General features: G+C 45.5%; 14 protein-coding genes. 8 read left to right on the plus strand and 6 right to left on the minus strand.

The genetic code is table 11. From position 1 onward, the window contains the following. The first annotated feature begins 38 nt into the window (after nucleotides 1-38). The 3 genes from NJD71_RS04780 (at nucleotide 39) to NJD71_RS04790 (ending at nucleotide 3,262) form a co-directional block, all read left to right on the plus strand. Nucleotides 39-1,016, plus strand: coding sequence for a zinc-binding dehydrogenase (locus NJD71_RS04780; protein WP_319050798.1), 978 nt, complete (start codon nucleotides 39-41; stop codon nucleotides 1,014-1,016). A 194-nt stretch (nucleotides 1,017-1,210) separates the two neighbouring features. Beyond that, a complete protein-coding gene (locus tag NJD71_RS04785; protein ID WP_319050799.1) occupies nucleotides 1,211-2,215 on the plus strand; it encodes an oxidoreductase in 1,005 nt (334 codons plus the stop codon). A 198-nt stretch (nucleotides 2,216-2,413) separates the two neighbouring features. Then, nucleotides 2,414-3,262 (plus strand): HNH endonuclease signature motif containing protein, encoded by an 849-nt coding sequence (locus tag NJD71_RS04790; RefSeq protein ID WP_319050800.1) that lies wholly within the window; start codon nucleotides 2,414-2,416, stop codon nucleotides 3,260-3,262. A 209-nt stretch (nucleotides 3,263-3,471) separates the two neighbouring features. On the opposite strand, the gene guaA is transcribed toward NJD71_RS04790, so the two are convergent. Continuing rightward, nucleotides 3,472-5,082 carry a glutamine-hydrolyzing GMP synthase gene (gene guaA / locus NJD71_RS04795; protein WP_319050801.1) on the minus strand — a complete coding sequence of 537 codons (1,611 nt, stop codon included), beginning with the start codon at nucleotides 5,080-5,082 and terminating at the stop codon, nucleotides 3,472-3,474. A gap of 563 nt (nucleotides 5,083-5,645) precedes the next feature. On the opposite strand from guaA, the gene NJD71_RS04800 reads away from it, so the two are divergent. Both NJD71_RS04800 and NJD71_RS04805 read left to right on the plus strand, forming a co-directional pair. Further along, nucleotides 5,646-7,628 (plus strand): YadA-like family protein, encoded by a 1,983-nt coding sequence (locus NJD71_RS04800; RefSeq protein WP_319050802.1) that lies wholly within the window; start codon nucleotides 5,646-5,648, stop codon nucleotides 7,626-7,628. Nucleotides 7,629-7,875: 247 nt separating this feature from the next. Continuing rightward, on the plus strand, nucleotides 7,876-8,724 hold the full coding sequence (locus tag NJD71_RS04805) for a hypothetical protein (RefSeq protein WP_319050803.1): 849 nt from the start codon (nucleotides 7,876-7,878) through the stop codon (nucleotides 8,722-8,724). Nucleotides 8,725-8,857: 133 nt separating this feature from the next. On the opposite strand, the gene NJD71_RS04810 is transcribed toward NJD71_RS04805, so the two are convergent. Next, nucleotides 8,858-10,018, minus strand: a complete 1,161-nt coding sequence (locus tag NJD71_RS04810; protein WP_319050804.1) for a MalY/PatB family protein — start codon at nucleotides 10,016-10,018, stop codon at nucleotides 8,858-8,860. Between the two features lie 184 nt (nucleotides 10,019-10,202). Here NJD71_RS04810 and NJD71_RS04815 point away from each other — a divergent pair, with 184 nt between their 5' ends. After that, nucleotides 10,203-10,694, plus strand: coding sequence for a cupin domain-containing protein (locus NJD71_RS04815; protein ID WP_319050805.1), 492 nt, complete (start codon nucleotides 10,203-10,205; stop codon nucleotides 10,692-10,694). A 109-nt stretch (nucleotides 10,695-10,803) separates the two neighbouring features. On the opposite strand, the gene NJD71_RS04820 is transcribed toward NJD71_RS04815, so the two are convergent. Beyond that, nucleotides 10,804-11,604 carry a crotonase/enoyl-CoA hydratase family protein gene (locus NJD71_RS04820; RefSeq protein WP_319050806.1) on the minus strand — a complete coding sequence of 267 codons (801 nt, stop codon included), beginning with the start codon at nucleotides 11,602-11,604 and terminating at the stop codon, nucleotides 10,804-10,806. A gap of 245 nt (nucleotides 11,605-11,849) precedes the next feature. On the opposite strand from NJD71_RS04820, the gene NJD71_RS04825 reads away from it, so the two are divergent. After that, nucleotides 11,850-12,557, plus strand: a complete 708-nt coding sequence (locus tag NJD71_RS04825) for a LysE family translocator (RefSeq protein ID WP_319050807.1) — start codon at nucleotides 11,850-11,852, stop codon at nucleotides 12,555-12,557. Between the two features lie 65 nt (nucleotides 12,558-12,622). Further along, nucleotides 12,623-13,660 (plus strand): 23S rRNA (adenine(1618)-N(6))-methyltransferase RlmF, encoded by a 1,038-nt coding sequence (gene rlmF, locus NJD71_RS04830; RefSeq protein ID WP_319050808.1) that lies wholly within the window; start codon nucleotides 12,623-12,625, stop codon nucleotides 13,658-13,660. A 100-nt stretch (nucleotides 13,661-13,760) separates the two neighbouring features. On the opposite strand, the gene gyrB is transcribed toward rlmF, so the two are convergent. From gyrB to dnaN, 3 genes are all read right to left on the minus strand, one after another. After that, complete coding sequence (gene gyrB, locus NJD71_RS04835) at nucleotides 13,761-16,313, minus strand: DNA topoisomerase (ATP-hydrolyzing) subunit B (RefSeq protein WP_319050874.1); 2,553 nt, start codon at nucleotides 16,311-16,313, stop codon at nucleotides 13,761-13,763. Nucleotides 16,314-16,887: 574 nt separating this feature from the next. Continuing rightward, nucleotides 16,888-18,099, minus strand: coding sequence for a DNA replication/repair protein RecF (recF, locus tag NJD71_RS04840; RefSeq protein WP_319050809.1), 1,212 nt, complete (start codon nucleotides 18,097-18,099; stop codon nucleotides 16,888-16,890). A gap of 128 nt (nucleotides 18,100-18,227) precedes the next feature. Beyond that, on the minus strand, nucleotides 18,228-19,403 hold the full coding sequence (gene dnaN / locus NJD71_RS04845; protein ID WP_319050810.1) for a DNA polymerase III subunit beta: 1,176 nt from the start codon (nucleotides 19,401-19,403) through the stop codon (nucleotides 18,228-18,230). Nucleotides 19,404-19,512: the final 109 nt, after the last annotated feature.

Below are 19,512 nucleotides of genomic sequence, written 5' to 3' on the forward strand. Positions count from 1 at the left end.
CTTATAAATAAAATCATAAATAAGCAAAGGAAATCATCATGCGTAGTGCTATTCATAACAGTTTTGGTAAACCCTCTGACGTCTTAAGCGTGGGCGATAGTCCCATGCCGCAGCCTGCTGCCAACGAAGTCCGCATCAAAACCATTCTCTCCCCTATTCACAACCATGACCTGCTAACCGTCAGCGGTCAATACGGCTATAAGCCTGAGATGCCAGCCATCGGTGGTAGTGAAGCGCTCGGTATTATCGATGCTGTCGGCGAAGACGTCACAGAACTCAGTGTCGGTCAGCGAGTAGCGTGTGCTAGTGTGCATGAGACATGGGCCGAGTATTTTGTCGCCCCTGCCGATATGGTATTTGTCATTCCTGACAATATCAAAGACGAGCTAGCAGCCCAGCTGATCGCTATGCCATTGTCTGCCTTGATGCTATTAGAGTTCTTAGAAGTCGATAGCGGTCAATGGATTATTCATAACGCTGCAAATGGCGCAGTCGGTAAGACACTAGCCATGCTCGCTGCTGCGCGCGGCGTGAATACCATCAATCTGGTGCGTAGTAAAGACTCGCTCGAAGAGCTGACTGCACTTGATATCAAAAACAACGTCGTCACCGCTTATGACGACTGGAAAGACCAAGTTCGCGCCATCATCGGTGATGACAAGATTACCGCAGCCGTTGATTCGGTCGGTGGTGAGTCAAGCAATGAGCTACTATCACTACTGGGTAGCAAAGGCACGCTGGTCTCATTTGGTATCATGTCAGGCAAGCCAATGGCACTAGACGCTGGTAGCCTCATCTTTAAACAAGCGGTGGTAAAAGGGTTCTGGGGCAGCAAAACCAGTCAAGAAATGGATCTCGATAACAAACAACGTCTGATCGATGAGCTACTAGAGCGCGCTTCTAATGGCGACCTAAAACTCCCTATCGAAGCCATCTATAGTCTGGATGACATCACAACTGCCGTCTCTGGAAAAGTACAATCAAGCAAAAAAGGTAAGGTTATTTTAAAACCGTAAGCAATATATTACCCTTACAATGACTGTCCTCTAGAGAGGTAACATGACATCCAAAAGAGCCCGCTCGTATTACTCGTCAGATAATACTGTGGGCTTTTTTGTTTTGACCAGACGTCTCTAACCATAGTGCGGCGCTAGTATAGTCGCTACATCATCAATAAGTACCCATAATAAAACCGAATAAGGATATAACTATGTCAAACAACACAACATTCAAAGCACTCGTCGTCGAAGAAACCGAGGATGGTGAATTCAAAAAAAGTATCCAAGAACGTAGTGTCAGCGACCTACCAGAGAACGACCTACTCATCGAAGTGCACTACTCGTCATTGAACTTCAAAGATGCAATGTCAGCGTCAGGCAACAAGCGAATCACCAGAGAGTATCCGCATACGCCTGGTATCGATGCAGCGGGCGTGGTCGTCAGTGACAAGTCAGGCACGTTTAGCGCAGGGCACGAAGTATTGGTATTCGGCTATGATCTCGGTATGGATACCGATGGTGGTCTGGGTCAAATGATCTCGATACCAGCAGATTGGGCGCTGGCGTGTCCAGAGACGCTGACGCTAAAAGAAGCGATGACCTATGGCACTGGCGGACTGACCGCAGCACTCAGTGTACAAAAACTAGAGAAAATGGGCGCAAAACCAAGTGATGGTCCAGTCGCTGTCACTGGGGCAACAGGTGGCGTCGGTACGATCAGTATCGCAATCCTAAAGCAGCTCGGCTATGACGTGATTGCATTCTCAGGTAAGCCAGAGCAGAGCGATCATCTAAAAGCAGTGGGTGCAAGCGAAGTCCGTCATCGCGATACCATCAACGAAATCGGTAACAAACCTGTCGGCCGTGAGCTATGGGCAAACGCTATCGATACCCTCGGCGGTGAGTATCTATCTAACTTGCTCAAGCAGACTAAAGCGGGCGGCGCAGTGACCAATTGTGGTCTAGCAGGTGGTGCTGAGTTCTCCATGACGGTCATGCCGTTTATCACTCGTGCAGTGTCACTATTGGGTATCGACTCGGTTTATATCCCACTGGCTGATAAAGAAGCGATTTGGCAGCGTGTCGCAACCGATATGAAACTGCCTAACCTTGAGAGCTATGGTGAAGAAATCACACTGGAGCAAACGCCAGAATACCTAGATCGCTTTATGTCGAGCAAAGTGGTTGGGCGTTATGTGGTGAATGTGAAGGGTTAGGTTTCATTTTAAGATTGAATTCTATAAATAGTAGTGGTGCTCTTTATCTAAAAGAGCACCGCTTTTTTTGGCATATAGACAATGGACAACTCATTCATGTTGAAACTTAGGATAAAAAATCGAAAAACATGAATTGACTTTAACAAACTTAAGTTTACTATAATATCTTCATAGAATATTAGTAATAAGGAAGTTAAATTGTTTGAGATAGGAGAAATTTATAATAGGCGTGCTGATATACACGGTAGATATAAGGGCCAACAATATGGTGGTATAGCTACTCCTGCCGCTCATCCATATATATTTATATTTACAGGTGATTCTGGTAGCGAGTATGGATATATTGACGATTTCGATCCTAACGGTACCTTTAAATACACAGGAGAAGGACAAGAGGGTGACATGAAAATGTCTAAAGGCAATTTAGCTATTCGCGATCATCAAAAAAACAATAAAGAAATCCTACTCTTTGAATCTACATCACGAGGTTATGTACGGCTTCTAGGAACGTGCAATTATGTTTTTCATCATATTGAAGAGCGGCCAGATAGAAATGGTAATCTTCGCGAGGCTATCGTTTTCCATCTAGATATAGTCAACAATCGAAATATTGATGCAGCTCACACTCTAACTTCCAAATTAGTTGAATCACCTAAAGCGATGTACATTACTAAGCCTAGCAAAGGCCAGTCATTACAAAAATTACGAGAGATTGCTTTAAGTTCAACGCCAACCCAAGGAAGTACACAAGAAAAAATTCAGTCTATCCAAAACCGTAGTAGAGCAATTAAACTTTATGCTAAGAAAAGAGCTAATGGCATATGCGAAGGGTGTAACAAAATAGCTCCATTTGAAACTAAGTCTGGACCTTACCTTGAAGTCCATCACTTAACTAGGTTGGCAGACGGTGGGGCAGACTTACCTCAAAACGTTATCGCGTTGTGCCCTATATGTCATCGAAAAGCTCACTACTCTCTAGATCATTTAGAATTTAACAGTAAATTAATGGATACAGTTATTGCTATCGAAGCTAATCTAAACCAATAAGGTACTTGTAACAACCAAAAAAACACCCAACAAAGTTGAGTGTTTTTTTATTGACGACAAGCTGTATATCAATTCAAAAAATTTGAGTTGAAAAGCTATTAGATAAGTTTACGTAATCTAAGATGGTAACAAGGCAACCGAGCGCAGATAGTACGTATTTGTACATCTAGCGAGGTTAACACCGTTGCCGTTTAGAATACGTAAACGAATTATTCCCACTCAATCGTTGCAGGTGGCTTGCTCGACACATCATAAGTCACGCGTGATACGTCAGCGATTTCATTCATGATGCGGTTCGATACCGTCTCGATCAAATCATACGGCAGATGTGCAAAGCGAGCGGTCATAAAGTCTACCGTCTCAACCGCACGTAGCGCGATGACCCACGCATAGCGGCGGCCATCACCGACCACGCCGACAGATTTGATAGGTTGGAATACGGCAAATGCCTGTGCCGTTTTGTCATACCAGCCTGAACGCTCAAGCTCTTGCATAAAGATAGCATCTGCCAAACGCAGCACGTCGGCGTATTCTTTCTTAACTTCACCAAGGATACGTACACCCAAACCTGGACCTGGGAACGGATGACGATAGATCATTTTGGCAGGTAACCCTAGCGTAATACCAAGCTTACGCACTTCGTCTTTGAACAAATCACGTAATGGCTCAATCAGTTTAAATGCCAAATCATCTGGCAAACCGCCAACGTTATGATGGCTCTTAATCACGTGGGCTTTGCCTTGATGCGACTTAGCAGATTCGATCACGTCTGGGTAAATCGTACCCTGTGCCAAGAACTCAACGACTTTACCATCGCTCTGCTCGCTTACTTGACGCGCGCTATCAGCGAATACGTCAATGAACGTCTTGCCGATGATTTTGCGTTTTTTCTCTGGATCAGACTCGCCTGCTAGCGCATCTAAGAACAAATCTTCGGCATCGACGCGGATGACTTTTACACCCATGTTTTCGGCAAAGATTTGCATCACTTGGTCGCCTTCGTGCAGACGCAATAGACCGTTATCAACGAACACACAGGTCAGCTGATCACCAATTGCTTTGTGCAATAGCGCGGCAACGACTGAACTGTCGACACCGCCCGATAGACCTAGCAATACCTGCTTGTCACCGATTTGCTCTTTTAGCTGTGCGATACGCATATCAGCGATATTGTCTGGCGTCCACTCACCAGCACACTCGCAGATTTGATGCACGAAACGACCGAGTAGCGCTTGACCTTGTAGCGTATGCGTGACTTCTGGGTGGAACTGTAAGCCGTAGTATTGCTTGTCATCATTGGCCATGATTGCAATCGGGCAGCTTGGCGTACTAGCGACGATGTCAAAGCCTTCAGGCGCTTCGATGACTTTGTCACCATGGCTCATCCAAACGTTTAGCTTAGCAGCCGCGCCGTCAGTCTTGCTGTCTTCGATACCATCAGTCAGCTGCGAATGACCAGTGACATCAATGGTCGCGGCTCCAAACTCATGAATATCACTGGCATGAACCTGCCCGCCGAAACGATCCGCCATCGCCTGCATACCGTAGCAGATACCTAATACGGGCACGCCTAGCTCAAATACTGCATCGTTGATACGTGGGCTGTTTTCAGCATGAACGCTCTCAGGACCACCCGATAAGATGACGCCTTTTGCGCCAAAATCGATGATGCGCTGAGTGTCGATATCATAAGGGAACATCTCACAAAACACTCCAGAATCGCGCACACGGCGGGCGATTAACTGACTGTATTGCGAGCCAAAATCGAGAATTAAGATGCGGTCTTCTTTGATTGTAGGAGTGGCAGCGGCAGTGGTCATAAATCGATGTCCATCAATAGATAAATTGGTGCCCTATTTTAACAAGTTTACGCCTCATAAGGGTTACTTCCTCCGCAATATTTCACTATTCAATCATTTTCTTTAGAAAAAACATTCAATCCTGTCATTTAAACGACCTTGTCCTCTGCCATCCTATTATTTTTCAATCGTATTGTTGTATGTTTAAGACTTTCCTGACTTTTCACTTGCTACAGCATCATATCTATATAACAACTCTTACTTTTTATAGTGGCTCTTTAGTCAGTATGTTTTAGCTATAAATCTTCTCAAGAGTACAACGACTACACCCACTTAACACCTATCCTTAAATGACGATAAAGCACTGCTATCCAATAAAAAATATATTCAAACAATAGCGAAATATTAGTCGATTTTTGTTGCTAGGACGTGTACATTGTTAAGAGGTTCTTACTATCACAGAGACAATAAATCATTAAATCATTTAGATAACCGCCCTATATATCCAGGGTTTGATACACCTTTACCCACACCTGCCGTACCAACTACAAAGCTCGCGAAGCTTTTATCAAAGGAATAAGATTATGGAAAAGGACTTCTCAAAGCGCTCAGCACTCAAGCTTAGCTCACTCACTTTAGCAGTTGCTGCAGCAACATTGACTTCGGTTTCTGCTTTTGCTGACGCAACGCCAGACTGTAATGCAGGCGCTGATGCCACCGCTCTAGAGTGTGGTGTCAATGCGGCTGCAACAGGTGTGGATGCACTTGCTGTTGGTACAGACTCTACAGCAACTGGCAACTCTACCACAGCAGTTGGCGGTGAGTCAGAGGCAAATGGTGCCGGTGCAACGGCTATCGGCTGGCAAGCGATTACTGCAGGCAATCGATCAACCGCACTAGGTCATCAGACCTCTGCAATCGGTGTTCAGTCAGTTGCTGTCGGTGAAGATGCCACGGCTACAGGTAATGGTGCTATCGCCATTGGTGGTAATAATGACGTCAACAATGACGGTGATTTAGACGAAGATGGTGTTGGCTCAAATGCTAATGGTAATGATGCTGTGGCAATCGGTGCTGGTGCTAGCGCGCAAGGCAACTCTACGACAGCGGTTGGTGGCGAATCAGTGGCAACTGGCCCTGGTGCCACTGCTATCGGTTGGCAATCGGGTGCAAATGCTGAGCGTGCGCAAGCTTTCGGTCATTTGGCTCAAGCAAACGGTGTACGCTCTACAGCAGTTGGTGAAGCGGCTTTTGCTGGTGGAACCAATGATACTGTGGCTGTCGGCAACTTGACGCAGGCCAATGGTAATTCGACGACTGTACTAGGCGGTGAGGCCTTTACTGGAACAGTGGCGGATGATACAGATTTAAATGCAGGTGCTCTAACTTCTACAGGTGAGACTCCAGGTGCGACTGCCCTCGGTTGGCGTGCAACGGCTACGGCAGAGAGAGCGACCGCAGTCGGTCATTTAGCCAGTGCTACTGGTGTTCGTTCTACCGCAGTCGGTGAAGATGCTTTTGCTGGCGGCGCTAATGATACCGTAGCTATCGGTAACAAAACTCAAGCCAATGGTAATTCGACGACTGTACTAGGCGGTGAGGCCTTTACTGGAACAGTGGCTGAAGGTACAGACTTAAACGCAGGCTCTCTAACTTCTACGGGTGAGACTGCAGGTGCGACCGCGGTCGGTTGGCGCGCAACGGCTACCGCAGAGAGGGCGCAGGCTTTTGGTCATCTAGCCAGTGCTTCTGGCGTACGCTCGCTTGCTGTAGGTGAAGATGCTAGTGCTGAATCAGACAATGCGATTGCTATCGGTAATAACTCAGTCGCCTCAGGTCTTGATGGTGTAGCGGTTGGCGGCGATAGAAGCGGCGAGCGTCAAACGACCGCTTCTGGTACCTCTTCTACTGCTATCGGCGCGCAAGCCCAAGCAACGCAAGCGGGGGCGACCGCAATCGGTTGGCAGTCAACCGCTAGTGGCGTTCGTGCACAGGCTTTTGGTCATTTAGCATCTGCAACTGGCGAACGCTCTACTGCCGTGGGTGAAGCTGCGCAAGCACAAGGTTCAGGATCAGTAGCACTTGGTAATCAGTCATCTGCTAGTGGCTCAAACGGTATCGCTATTGGTAATGGTGCTGCAGCGGCAAACGACAACCAAATCGTCTTAGGTAGCACAAACCAACTGCAAGAGAGCACTCTATCACAATCTGGCGTAACCAATATTGTGACAGCGGATGCAAGTGGTACGCTAGGTACCCTTAATATGGAGTCACTAGCAACATCAAAACAATTCAACGACTTGCGTAGTCAATATAACCGTCAAGAAGACCGCTTAGATGAAGCAGAAGATGGTATTGCGATGGCTCTATCGATGGAAACCCCAGTTATCCCTTCAGGTAAGCGTTACGCCATGACTATCGGTACGGGTTATTACAATAGCAGCTCAGCCATCAGCGCCTCATTCGCTGGTCGAGTCAGTGACAGTATCACTATCTCAACTGGTGCAGGCTTCGGTACTGACACGGGTAAAGTAGGCGCACGCGGCGGGGTAACCTTTGCTTGGTAAGTGTTGCTTAGTGATTTTCGCTTGATGATTTTCGCTTAGCCACTGGCTCATCTATTAATCGATGTACAGGCTAGTCAATACACGGATATCTACCTCGTCTTCATGCGTATTTGAACATAGCGAGGTAGATATCTTTTAGCGTTAGAGGTTTACTCAATATAAATAAAAATTCGTTTCACAGAGACGTGTTTACGGTTCAATTAAAACAACTAGGAAGTCTTTAACTATTTTAACAGAGGAAAAAATTATGAAAATTGCAGTCTCATCTTACTCAGTACGAAAGATCAGTACCCTTGCCCTAGCAGTTGCGGCAGCATCTTTGAGCACTACCGCTGTGATGGCAGCCGAATGTCAGATAAATGATGCCAATACCCAAACCATTATGGGTGCTACTAGCAACGTCAAGTCTGCCATTGCCTGTGGTAGCGCAGCAACTGCTGGCGGTACTAACGATACTGTCGCTATCGGTAGCAAAGCCAATGCTGGCATGAACTCTGCCACAGCGGTCGGTGGTCAAGCCAATGCAGCAGGTCTAGGATCTACCTCTATCGGTTGGCAATCAAAAGCCACTGCTGAGCGAGCGCAAGCATTTGGTCACCTAGCCAATGCTAGCGGTGTACGCGCAACGGCAGTCGGTGAAGCTGCAATGGCTGGTGGAACTAACGACACTGTCGCGGTCGGTAACAAAGCAAATGCTGGTATGAACTCTGCCACAGCGGTCGGCGGCGAAGCCAATGCAGCAGGTCTGGGCTCCACCTCTATCGGTTGGCAGTCAAAAGCCACGGGCGAGCGAGCACAAGCATTTGGTCACCTAGCCAATGCTAGTGGCATACGTGCAACAGCAGTTGGTGAAGCCGCTGCGGCACAGGGTGAGGCGTCTATTGCTATCGGTAATATCTCGGTTGCTAGCGGTCTGAACAGCATTGCTATTGGTAACGGCGTCAAAGCAACCAATAAGCATCAAGTCGTCTTGGGTAATGCAGGACAAGTTAAATCAAGTACCGCCTCACAGACAGGTCAAGTCAGTATCGTAACGATTGATGAGAACGGCACGTTAGGTACCATGCTTGTTGATTATTACAAAGCAGCTCAGTAATCCTAACAACTATTAGTCATGCTATGAACAGCAAAAACCCCGCTATTGCGGGGTTTTTTATATCTCACTATGACGAAACTTATGAGCAAATCATTTGATAATAGCTTCTGTATGTAGCTTTTATATATAGAAGCTATATAGTACTAAAAGCGTGATGGATGCGGTTTAATCCCTCTACCAACACCGCTCGAGGACAAGCCACGTTAAGGCGCATTTTTGAGTGCCCTTCCTCACCATATTTAATTCCGGCATTGAGCTCCACTCTTGCTGCACGCAGCGCATTATAAAGTTGTTGATCGTCTTGACTATAGGCTGCGCAATCTAGCCAGATCAAATAGGACGCTTCTGGACGCATGACCTTGATCTTAGGCAAGTGCTCAGCGAAATACTGCATGGTTAAATTAATGTTACCCTCAATATATTCCAGCGCCTGTGACAACCATTCACTGCCCTCGCTATACGCACTACGCATCGCTGTGTATGCAAATAAATTCAGTTCGTACTCGTCGTTTAGCTGCTGCTGCTGGCTGATTTTTTGGATTAATGCTGCATCCTTAGCAAAGATCATTGAGCCTTTGATACCAGCGATATTAAAGGTTTTGGTCATAGAGGTTAGGCTCACCACCTTATGCTCATACCCTGCCGCTAGCGTTAAAAACGGTGTAAAAGTATGCCCACTCAGGGTCAAGTCTTGGTGAATCTCATCACTGACAATCGCCACATCATGCTTTTTGCAAATGGTAAGCAGTGCGTTCAATTCATCAGGTGTCCACACACGCCCGCCCGGATTATGCGGATTACAGAGTAAATATAGCTTCACATTATGCTCGATAATCTTGGCTTCGATATCGACCAAATTCAAACGATATTTGTCTTCGCTCTCTTGTAGTGAGGAAGTAATGAGCGTGCGCCCATTTTGCTCAACCTTACTCATAAATGGCGTATAGATCGGAGCGTTGACCAGTACCGCATCCCCTATATCGGTGAAGACATTCATCATTAGCGCTAGGCTTGGCACCACACCTGGTGAGAACAATATATTTTCTTGATTAAGCGCCAAATCATAGCGACTACCGTGCCAATTGATAATTGCGTCATACAGCGCTTTGGTAGGTTTGGTATAACCCAGTATGCCATGCTGCACGGCTTGCTCGATCGCGTTTAAGATAGGCGGGGCAGCTTTGAAATCCATATCTGCCACCCATAGCGGAATCGTATCGTCGCTATAATGCCATTTGAGCGACCCTGTATCCCGTCTGTCGACGACTTCATCAAAGTTATATGACACCTGCATGCTCCTAAATCTAAAGATAATGGCTTAGAGTACAACAGGAATCGCATCATCACCAATTGCTTTGTGAGAATTAGACAAACGCGCGATGACATTAACAAAATCATGCCTACTTTGTACTTTTTGCAACCTAATACTATTAGATAATAACTTTGTGAACTCAAAATAAAAATCATGGAGACTGATGATGACGACAGAACAAAAGCCACGTAAGGATACGCAAACATATGTCTTAACCAAATCCGATATCGATAACACCGCCGAGACCAAGCATGTCCACCAGTTTAACGAACACGCTATTCGCCATACAGTGTCGCTCAGTGATATTGCCGGTCTGACGAAATTTGGCTTGCACCTGGTGCGCGTTGAGGCAGGCGATGAGACAACGACCCATCACAATCATGAAGAGTCAGATGAGTTCATTTATGTGCTGTCAGGTGAGCTGTCACTGCGCTATGGTGATGAGCAGTATCAGCTAAAGGCTGGCGACTTTGCGGCGTTCCCTGCGCATGGTGCGGCGCACTCGATGCGCAATGATAGCGATGCCGATGCCACTTATTTGATGGGCGGCAGCCGACCACCGATTGACATCACCCTATATCCCGATATTAATCGTAAGATGTATAAGATACATGGTAAAAAAGAGTATGTGGATTTGGAAGATTTGGGTGAGGTATAGTTCGTACCTCGTGAAAAACCTGCAATATCAGTAGTTGCTAGGAACAACACTGTTACGGCAGGTTTAAATACTTATCACGAGGCGTACTGCTTTTTAATATGGTTAAAAACTATTTACCAGTAAACTCAGCCTCCCTTCTCTCAACCATCGCCATCACGCCCTCTTTTGCATCTTCTGAATGAAAGAGTGGCGGCAGATAACTATGGATATTAGCCAGTGCCGTCGCGGCACCATTGCGGCTCGCATCTTGCGCGGAAGATAGCGCGCCTCTAACGCCCAGCGGCGCAGCTTTGCTGATCTCTTGTGCCAGCGTCAATGCGCGCTCGTATTCAGACCCATTTGCCACCACTTCACTGACCAAGTTCAGTCGATCAGCCGTTTGCGCATCGAAGGCTTTACCCGTGAGTAGATATGGCATGGCTTTTTGCCAACCTGCCGCCGTGACAAAGCGTACCGTCGCCCCGCCAAATGGCATGATGCCGCGCTGGACTTCCATTTGAGCAAAGTTACAGTTGTCGCTTGCGATGACCACATCACAATTGAGCATCAACTCGATAGCCACGGTAAAGCACGTGCCTTTTACCGCGACCACTACTGGCTTGGTACGTAGCTTTCCACTGATACCCCAAGGATCAATTTGATTGTCATCAAACTCAAACACACCGTCGTTTAGCTTGTCTTGTAGCTCAACCAAATCTAGCCCAGCGGTAAAGTGATCGCCATGGGCGAAGATAAGCGCACAGCGTAAATGATCATCGTTTTCATATCGGCTCATGGCTTCAGAGAGCTGAGTGATCATATGACTGTCAAAGGCGTTGCGTTTGTTAGCGCGATTTAGCCCTATTAGGCAGACGTAGCCGTCTGTGTCATAGGTGATGCAATTGTCTTGAGTATTACTGTCCGTTGTCATGGTACTGTCCTTGTTAAAATAATTCTTTGTACTAAGTGATCATATCGCTCACATCGCTCAATCTCGATTGCTTATTGATAGCGATTGTCGATAGTTCTATCTTTAATCTGACTTTTAATATAGACATCATGCTGCCATAACACAAGCAGTAGAGATGACTTGTATGAAGCATAATCGATAAAAGTTGACCTCATTTGCGATAAGTGCAACTATGATTCAGATTCAGGTAGCGTACAGAGTATTTTATGGAATTTTGGCATGGGTTTTTGCTTATCACGAGCGTTCATTTACTAGCAGCTGCCTCACCAGGTCCTGATTTTGTCTTGGTTTCACAGCAGACGTTAGCTAAGGGTCGCCGTACTGGTTTGATTTGTAGTTTGGGGATTACCTTAGGGCTGTCGGTGCATATTATCTATTCGGTGCTGGGACTAGCAACAGTCATTGCTCACTCGCAGCCACTATTGACCGCGATCAAATGGTTGGGTGGTGGCTATTTGATCTATCTAGGGTGGCAAGGTATTCAGGCAAAACCAAAAAAGCCAGCAGAACTAGCAACATCGGTAACGCAAGAGAACGCTCTTATTGATCACTTACAAGCGAAGCAAAACGCACCTACGCATATAAAATCTGTAAATACTGAATCTTTAAATGCTGAGTCTGCCGTTGCCACATTGCGCCGTGGGTTTTTTTGTAATGTCTTTAATCCAAAAGCGCCTGTGTATTTTGTGGCTATCTTTACCCTTGTGCTATCCCCAGACATCCCATTTTGGCAATTGGCGATTTATGGCGTCTGGATGATGGTCTTACAGATGGCATGGTTTAGCACCGTGGTGATGCTACTCTCTATTCCTGCGATTCACCGCCGCTTTCAGCGTTTTGAGCATTGGATCGACCGTGTATTGGGGTCCGCGATGATTGTATTAGGACTCAACCTGATTTTGCGTCATCGATAACTCATTTGTGAGCGGTGAAATCTGCTACACTGATGACTTATATCCATATATCGTAGCCTGACATTATGACAAGTAAGCCCATGACCCGTAATCCTGCCAATAGCAAACATAGAAACCGATCGCCTGCGACCGCCAAAAAACTTGGTCAGCTGCATCCGCGCAACCCGCACCAAGGTCGCTACGACTTTGCCGTATTAACACGCGCGTTGCCTGAACTTGCTGAGCACACCATCACCAACCCCAAAGGCGAGCCGACGATTAACTTCTCGGATCATCAAGCGGTTCGCGTTCTGAATAAAGCACTACTGGCAAATTATTACGGTGTTAAGTTTTGGGATATTCCAGACGGCTATTTATGTCCGCCTATCCCTGGACGTGCCGATTATATCCACTATATTGCGGATTTACTCGCGCAAACCACGCACGTCAATGCCGACAACACACCGCCAACGGGTAAAGAGATTCATGCCCTTGATATTGGTACGGGTGCCAGTGCGATCTATCCGATCGTTGGTAGCCAAAGCTATGGCTGGCGCTTTACGGCAAGCGATATTGATCCGATTTCGGTCAATACTGCCGCCCTCATTTGTGACGCCAATCCCAAGCTAAAAAGTGCAGTCAAAGTAAAGCTGCAACCTGAGCCTAAGTTTATCTTTAAGAACATCATCGGTCGTCAAGATTATTTCGATGTGGTGGTTTGTAACCCTCCATTTCACGCGTCATTAGAAGAAGCAATGGAAGCCAACAGCCGCAAGCAACACAACTTGCAGCGCCATCGTGGTAAAAATGAAAGCGAGCAGATCAGCCGTCATTCAACCAAGTCAGGTAACGCGGCGCAAAACCTAAACTTCGGTGGACAGCACAAAGAGCTCTGGAGCGAAGGTGGTGAAATTGCTTTCTTAACCAAGATGGCAAAAGAAAGCCAAAGTTTTGCAGAGCATGTCGGTTGGTTCACAACGTTGGTATCAAAATCTGAAAACGTGAAACCTTTGCAGCTACTATTAAAGCAGCTGGATGTCGCGCAGATGCGTATCATTGAGATGAGCCAAGGTCAAAAGAGCACTCGTGTACTGGCGTGGCGCTTTAATACTGATGAAGAGTAGTCGATAGATACGTTAGTTAATTTAAGTTTCACGTGAAACAAAAATACCGCTTCGACTATCGAAGCGGTATTTTTTATTTTGTTACCAATCAAACTTAAACTTAGATGTCTAAATTTGAAACGGTTAGCGCATTTTCTTCGATAAAGATACGGCGCGGTTCGACATGATCACCCATTAGGCAAGTGAACATATGATCAGCGGCAATCGCATCTTCGATAGTGACGCGTAGCATTCGGCGATTTTCAGGATCCATAGTCGTATCCCATAGCTGGTCGGCATTCATCTCGCCCAGACCTTTATAACGCTGAACCGATAGACCACGACGTGCATCAAGCATCATCTGCTGCCAGAGGTAATCAAAGTCGCGTATCGGCATGTCTTTACTACCACTGTTACTCTCGCGGCGAATAAAAGCATCGTCCTCAAGCAGGGTATTCCATTCACTCGATAAGCGTAACAGCTTGCTGTACTCACCTGAGTTGATAAAGCTGGCATCTAGTAGATAATGATGCGCCAACTGGTGCACATATACCGTGACGCGTGGTAGCCACTGAGCCTTAGTAGACAACGCCTCACTATCTGATACTTCACCTTCTTCAGCGCCTAGTACTGGTGCCATACCTAGTAAATCGGCTGCTGCTGCGTCCATATTTTCTGGCTGAGGCGCATGAATATTGACCAATTCAATCTCAGGGTTTAAATCGCTACCGAAATGATCGAGCTTCGTCTGCATCGCTGCTTTCCAGTCCTGCATTGCAGACTTATCATAAGTCATATCAGTGCTGAGCTTTGGCGTGTGGGTCAACGCGTCCAAAATCACCGCTGGAAAACGAATCTGCAAACGCGCTTTGATAAGCTGCGTTTGGTTATAATCATTCAGCAATGTCTCAAGCGCTTGACCAGTAATCGCAGGTGCATCAGCACTGATATGAAGCTTAGTATTATCAATCGTTGACGACAATAGATACGCTTTTAGCGCTTCATCATCTTTTAGATATAGCTCTTGGCGACCTTTCTTAACTTTATATAGCGGTGGCTGAGCGATATATACATAACCTCGCTCGATCAGCTCAGGCGTTTGACGGAAGAAGAACGTCAGTAGCAGCGTACGAATGTGTGAGCCATCCACATCGGCATCGGTCATGATGATGATTTTGTGATAGCGCACTTTGTCCGGATTGTACTCATCAGGACCAATACCGCAGCCTAGTGCAGTAATCAGATTACCCACTTCAGCAGAAGATAGCATCTTGTCAAAACGTGCACGTTCGACGTTTAGAATCTTACCTTTTAATGGCAAGATTGCTTGGGTTTTACGGCTACGACCTTGCTTAGCTGAACCACCTGCAGAGTCACCCTCCACAATGTACAGCTCTGATAGTACAGGATCTTTTTCTTGGCAATCAGCCAACTTACCAGGCAGACCTGCAATATCTAAAGTCGTTTTACGACGGGTCATTTCACGCGCTTTACGAGCCGCATCACGCGCACGTGCTGCTTCCATAATTTTATTGGCAATGGCCTTACCCGCGCTTGGGTTCTCTAGTAGATAATCATTGAACTTATCATGCATCGCTGATTCGACAGCAGACTTCACTTCACTCGATACCAGCTTATCTTTAGTCTGACTTGAAAACTTAGGATCTGGCACTTTCACCGAGACAATGGCCGTCAACCCTTCACGAGCATCATCACCAGTCGCCGCAACCTTCTCTTTCTTAAACAAGTTTTCGCGATCCATATAGCTGTTCAAACCACGTGTGAGCGCTGAGCGGAAACCTGATAGATGCGTACCACCATCTTTTTGCGGAATGTTGTTAGTAAAGCACAATACTTTTTCGTTATAAGTATCCGTCCACTGCAGTGCAACTTCGACACTGATACCATCGTCTTGTTGACTGGTAAAATGGAATACTTCGTTAATACCATCTTTGCCTGCGTTAATATAGCTGACAAACTCTAACAAGCCGCCTTTGTGCTCAAACTCGTGACGCTTGTCAATGCGCTCATCGGTCAGAACGATACGCACACCAGAGTTCAAGAATGATAGCTCGCGTAGGCGCTTTGCCAAAATATCATACTCAAAAATCGTACCAGTAAACACCTCACTACTTGGATAAAAGCGGATTTGTGTACCCGTTTGATCCGTTGCTTCCATTTGCTGAATATCAGCGTTAGGCACTCCATCAGTATAAGTCTGATGGTAGTGATAGCCTTCACGCCAGATATTCATCTCAAGCTTTTTGGACAACGCATTAACGACCGATACCCCAACCCCGTGCAGGCCACCCGATACTTTATAGCTATTATCATCGAACTTACCGCCTGCATGCAGGACCGTCATGATGACCTGTGCCGCTGATACCCCTTCTTCTGGATGAATATCAACGGGTACGCCGCGACCGTTGTCCATCACGCTGACAGACTCATCTTCATGGATAATGATATCAATTTGATCACAGTGGCCGGCCAGTGCTTCATCGATAGAGTTATCCACGACCTCAAAGACCATGTGATGCAAGCCTGTGCCATCGTCAGTGTCGCCGATATACATACCAGGGCGCACGCGTACCGCTTCTAACCCGCGCAGTACACGGATATCTTTAGAGCTATAATCAGAAGGCAACCCTTCTGGCGCTACCACAGGGGCCATCGTTTCGGTAGCACTATCTGACGTCAGTTGTTCGTGGTCAATAGGTAATGAATCACTCATGTACATTCCTTAATCTAGCCATTATCAGCTGTTTCTTTACCAGCTCGCCTATACGGCTAAGCTTTATGATGGCATTTTAAAATTAACTTTTATCGTCAAAACCTTGAGTGCACATAGATGGTGAATATACTATCAACCATGATCATTTGGAGGGGCGCACAATATTGAAATTATCGAACTATTTATTAACGATGACCTTTGTTGTTTTAGACACAATAAAAGCCATATAAAAAATAAAACGTATATATATCAATATGTTAAAAATCAAGAAACGATAAAAGCTAACTGCATGATGCAATCAAATAACTTGCTGAGAACAGGACAAAAATAAAGTGCTATTTTAGCATTTTTTTGTCTCTAAGTCACTGTTTACTGGGAGTTTTACTGCTAGAGAGTTAGTGTTTTGACCCGATAGATTATCTGCGCCATAATCTGCCCTATGACGGTAAGTAGATATCACATAAAAGAATTGAGAATAGACTAGAAAAAGTCATAGGCAAGGATAGATAAGAGACTAATCAACAGGAAATATCTGCCCACGTTTCACGTGAAACAGTTTAGGCTCTGCCCATAACTCATTAACTAAAGGAACAATATCATCCGTCAAACTGGTCATAAAAACCTGACAAGGCAGCTTAGCCAAGGCTGATAAAAGAATCTTTATCGCTCTGCCATCTAGCTCTGCAGTGATATCATCTAACAATACAACAGGAGTAAATCCTAATGCCGAACCAGTATCAATTGAAGTGTTGTTGTCAGTACTGTTGAGTAGCAGTGGTAATTGAGACAAACGCAGTGCGGTAATAAGCAGTTTTTTCTCACCACGAGACAAGACGTTGGCTGCTTGCTCTTTTAGAGCTGGCAATTTAGCACTCATCTCATGATATGATGATGCCGTTTTGAGACTTTCAGCATGCTTGCCTGTGTCGCTATCAGAGCGCCAATGCACATGAACATCAGAGCGATGATTGCCTATACGGGTATACCCTAGTTGTAAGTCCTGCTCCAATCGCTCGTTAAGTTGTATGTCCAGCGCAATACTAGTATCGTAGCCAGCTTGATACGTTAGAGTCAATTGTTCAGCGTAGGTTGGCAGTAGTTTGAGGACACTTTCAGCAAAGTAAGGCTGCCACTCTGTAAAGACACGTTCACGATAATGATGGATCAATGCAGCATGATTGCTTAGTCCTTTATCCCACGATTTGAGTTCAGCCAACTGAACTGTAGTCAACTGACGTGTGCTCTTTAGCAAACTATTGCGCTGTTTTAGAAGACGTTGATAGGCTACCCACTGCGCATGAAACCCATGTTTCATGTGAAACACTAGCCAATCTAACAGCTGTCGACGACTGGCACTACCCTGCTCTAACATGTCCATCGTAGAAGGATCTATCAGTAGCGTGGGCAGCTGCTCTGTTAATATGCTTTGGTTATAGACAGTGGTTTGATCGAGACGTAGAATAGTTGTGGCGTCTGCCTGCTTTTGAATAGCCAATGTACGGCTGTCATTGAGTTTGGCGTATACGACGGTATTATCTTGATAATGCTGAATATAGCGTTTAGGCTGGTGATGGCGAAAGCTTTTACCTCTTGATAGTAAAAATATAGCTTCGAGTAAAGAAGTTTTTCCACTACCGTTTGCACCAATCATGACATTACAAACGGTTGGCTGTAAATTGACTTGAGTAAGGTTTCTCAGATTTGATATTTGTAGACGTTCAATCATATTATCGATAGCCGCCTATTATTTCTAGACACCAAACTAGGCAAAAGTTTATTTAAATTCAATTCATTCACATAGATTTCTGAAAATACTAACGTGGTTAAATGCTGTATAGATCGTAAAAAATCAAACTATATACGCATCGGCATAATAACGTATTGATGGAACTCATCATTGAGCTGATTTACTAGTACAGAGGCATTTGACTGACTCATATGCATCTGCAAATCACCTTGTATCACCCCTAGCACGTCTTGCAGATAAGCGACATTAAATGACAACTCCATTGGCTCACCTTGATATTTTGCTTGTATCATCTCAACGGCTTCGTCTTGCTCAGCATTATTAGCACGTACTTCTACCATACCATCACTGGCAAAATTAAAGACCACACCGCGAGACTTCTCGTTACTCAAAATAGCAACGCGGCGTAATACATCAGTCATCTTCTCTTGACTAAATAACGCAAGTTTATCGGTATTACTTGGCATGACACGGCGATAATCAGGAAATTTTCCATCAATCAGACGAGCAGTAAAGGTTACCATTAGATTTTGGCTCACTTGCCCTGCACTATCTACATCACCGAATGGTAAGCTTACTTGCAGAAACTCACGACCAAAACTCAAGGTAACCGCATTGTCTTGATCACCCAGCATTTTACCCAGCTCAGTCGCCAAACGCTCAAGCTCGATTACTGCCTTACGTGGTAAGATAGCCTGCATATTTAGATCAGCATTCACATCAATAACGCTACGTGCTAGAGCCAATCTATGCCCATCAGTTGCTACTGTCGTCAATTGCTGCTGTGAAACATCAAACAGCATACCAGTTAGATAGTAGCGTACATCTTGGATCGCCATTGCAAACTGAGTCTTGTGGATCAAGTCTGTTAGACGGCTGCGGCTGATGTTCAATGGTGTGATATTTTCAGGATTACCCAAGCTTGGGTAGTCTTCACTTGGCAATGTGCCTAGTGTAAAACGACTCTTACCACTGGTGAGCAAGCAACGCTCATTTGCTTGCGTGGCTAGATTGATTTGTGCCTGTGCAGGTAACGATTTACAAATATCTTTTAACTTTGTCGCAGGCAAAGTGGTGTTACCCGCTTCAATACAAGCACCAGCAGGCAATTTCAATGTCGATGTCAGCTCCACCTCTAAATCTGAGGCTGTCAAGACAAGCTCAGACTCTGATAACTGAAGCTTAATATTACCCAATATCACCATATTGTGTCGTTTATCAGCGGCTTTGGCGATCAAATTGATAGCTTTTAGTAACGATTCTCGATTGATCGATAATTGCATGCTTAGTTACTCTTATTTGAATGATTCTTTTGTGATGACCTGACGTAATGGTCTAATAATACCTTGTCTACTAACGATAATCCACAAAGCATCTGTACGCTTATATCTT

Source organism: Psychrobacter sp. PP-21, assembly GCF_033790785.1.
GTDB lineage: Bacteria > Pseudomonadota > Gammaproteobacteria > Pseudomonadales > Moraxellaceae > Psychrobacter.

Bases quoted from the DNA above. Each gene is read 5' to 3' on its own strand.
- NJD71_RS04780 (WP_319050798.1), top strand. From the start codon at position 39: ATGCGTAGTGCTATTCATAACAGTTTTGGTAAACCCTCTGACGTCTTA.
- NJD71_RS04785 (WP_319050799.1), top strand. From the start codon at position 1,211: ATGTCAAACAACACAACATTCAAAGCACTCGTCGTCGAAGAAACCGAG.
- guaA (WP_319050801.1), bottom strand. From the start codon at position 5,082: ATGACCACTGCCGCTGCCACTCCTACAATCAAAGAAGACCGCATCTTA.
- NJD71_RS04800 (WP_319050802.1), top strand. From the start codon at position 5,646: ATGGAAAAGGACTTCTCAAAGCGCTCAGCACTCAAGCTTAGCTCACTC.
- NJD71_RS04805 (WP_319050803.1), top strand. From the start codon at position 7,876: ATGAAAATTGCAGTCTCATCTTACTCAGTACGAAAGATCAGTACCCTT.
- NJD71_RS04810 (WP_319050804.1), bottom strand. From the start codon at position 10,018: ATGCAGGTGTCATATAACTTTGATGAAGTCGTCGACAGACGGGATACA.
- NJD71_RS04815 (WP_319050805.1), top strand. From the start codon at position 10,203: ATGACGACAGAACAAAAGCCACGTAAGGATACGCAAACATATGTCTTA.
- NJD71_RS04820 (WP_319050806.1), bottom strand. From the start codon at position 11,604: ATGACAACGGACAGTAATACTCAAGACAATTGCATCACCTATGACACA.
- NJD71_RS04825 (WP_319050807.1), top strand. From the start codon at position 11,850: ATGGAATTTTGGCATGGGTTTTTGCTTATCACGAGCGTTCATTTACTA.
- rlmF (WP_319050808.1), top strand. From the start codon at position 12,623: ATGACAAGTAAGCCCATGACCCGTAATCCTGCCAATAGCAAACATAGA.
- gyrB (WP_319050874.1), bottom strand. From the start codon at position 16,313: ATGGCCCCTGTGGTAGCGCCAGAAGGGTTGCCTTCTGATTATAGCTCT.
- recF (WP_319050809.1), bottom strand. From the start codon at position 18,099: ATGATTGAACGTCTACAAATATCAAATCTGAGAAACCTTACTCAAGTC.
- dnaN (WP_319050810.1), bottom strand. From the start codon at position 19,403: ATGCAATTATCGATCAATCGAGAATCGTTACTAAAAGCTATCAATTTG.